This window comes from Vibrio sp. Vb0304, from assembly GCF_033338995.1.
Classification (GTDB): domain Bacteria; phylum Pseudomonadota; class Gammaproteobacteria; order Enterobacterales; family Vibrionaceae; genus Vibrio; species Vibrio alginolyticus.
This window is the reverse complement of record NZ_JAWOTT010000340.1, coordinates 1-1064: the sequence shown is the minus strand read 5'-3', so window position 1 is coordinate 1064 and position 1064 is coordinate 1. Positions and strand designations below refer to the sequence as shown.

The window sequence follows — 1064 nt, the reverse complement described above, 5'->3', positions numbered from 1 at the left end:
GCACTCAAGGGAACAAAATGGCAAGAAAAACAGAAAAGGGAAACAAAATGGTGCCGCTACTCAAGCCTCAGGCAGTTAGTAGCAGAAAAGCCAAAGTCTTGGCATAAAGTAGTGATTTTCATACCACCAAGAAACAAAAAAGCAGCGATGGCTCGCTGCTTTTTTCTATCCAAAAACGCTTGTCGCTACACGTCTAGGTTTGCAACCTTCAGTGCGTTCTCTTCGATGAAGTTACGACGAGGTTCTACTTGGTCACCCATTAGCGTTGTGAACAATTGGTCTGCGCCTACCGCATCTTCAATCGTTACTTGCATCATGCGACGCGTCTCTGGGTCCATTGTGGTTTCCCAAAGCTGATCTGGGTTCATCTCACCTAGACCTTTGTAGCGCTGACGGCTTAGACCACGCATCGATTCTTTAACCAACCACTCAAGTGCTTCAGCAAAGCTTGATACTGGCAGAGTACGTTCACCACGTTTGATGTACGCGCCCTCTTCTAGAAGACCGTCTAGGACTTCAGAAAGGTCCGCCAGCTTGCCGTATTCTTTTGAGTTTAGGAAATCAACACTTAGCGCGTGCTCGTGAGTCACACCGTGTGTACGAACGATGATCTTCGGCAGGCTCAAACCAAGCTCTGCGTGCAGCTCCACTTCGTAGCTGTATTGGCTTGCGCCCACTTCTTTCGCGTTTAGTTGCTCAACAAGTTGTTTTGTCCAAGCTTCTACTGCTGCTGCATCATGACACTGCTCAGCCGTTAGACGAGATGTGTAGATAAGCTCATGCACTAAGGCGCGAGGGTAACGACGGCTCATACGATCAGCAACCTTGATACCTGCATTGTATTGTTGAACCAGTTTTTCTAGCGCTTCGCCAGCTAGAGCTGGAGCTTCTGCGTTTACGTGCAGTGATGCGTTGTCCAATGCCAATGATACTTGGTATTGGTTCATCGCTTCTTCATCTTTGATGTACTGCTCTTGTTTGCCCTTCTTCACTTTGTATAGTGGTGGCTGAGCGATGTACACATAGCCACGCTCGATAAGCTCTGGCATTTGACGGTAGAAGAA

1 pseudogene is annotated in these 1064 nt (G+C 47.8%); it reads right to left on the bottom strand.

Features of this window, described 5'->3' with window-relative positions:
- Window positions 1–185 precede the first annotated feature (185 nt).
- A pseudogene (gene gyrB / locus R7P35_RS26095) lies at window positions 186–1064 on the bottom strand (DNA gyrase subunit B); the annotation flags it as partial.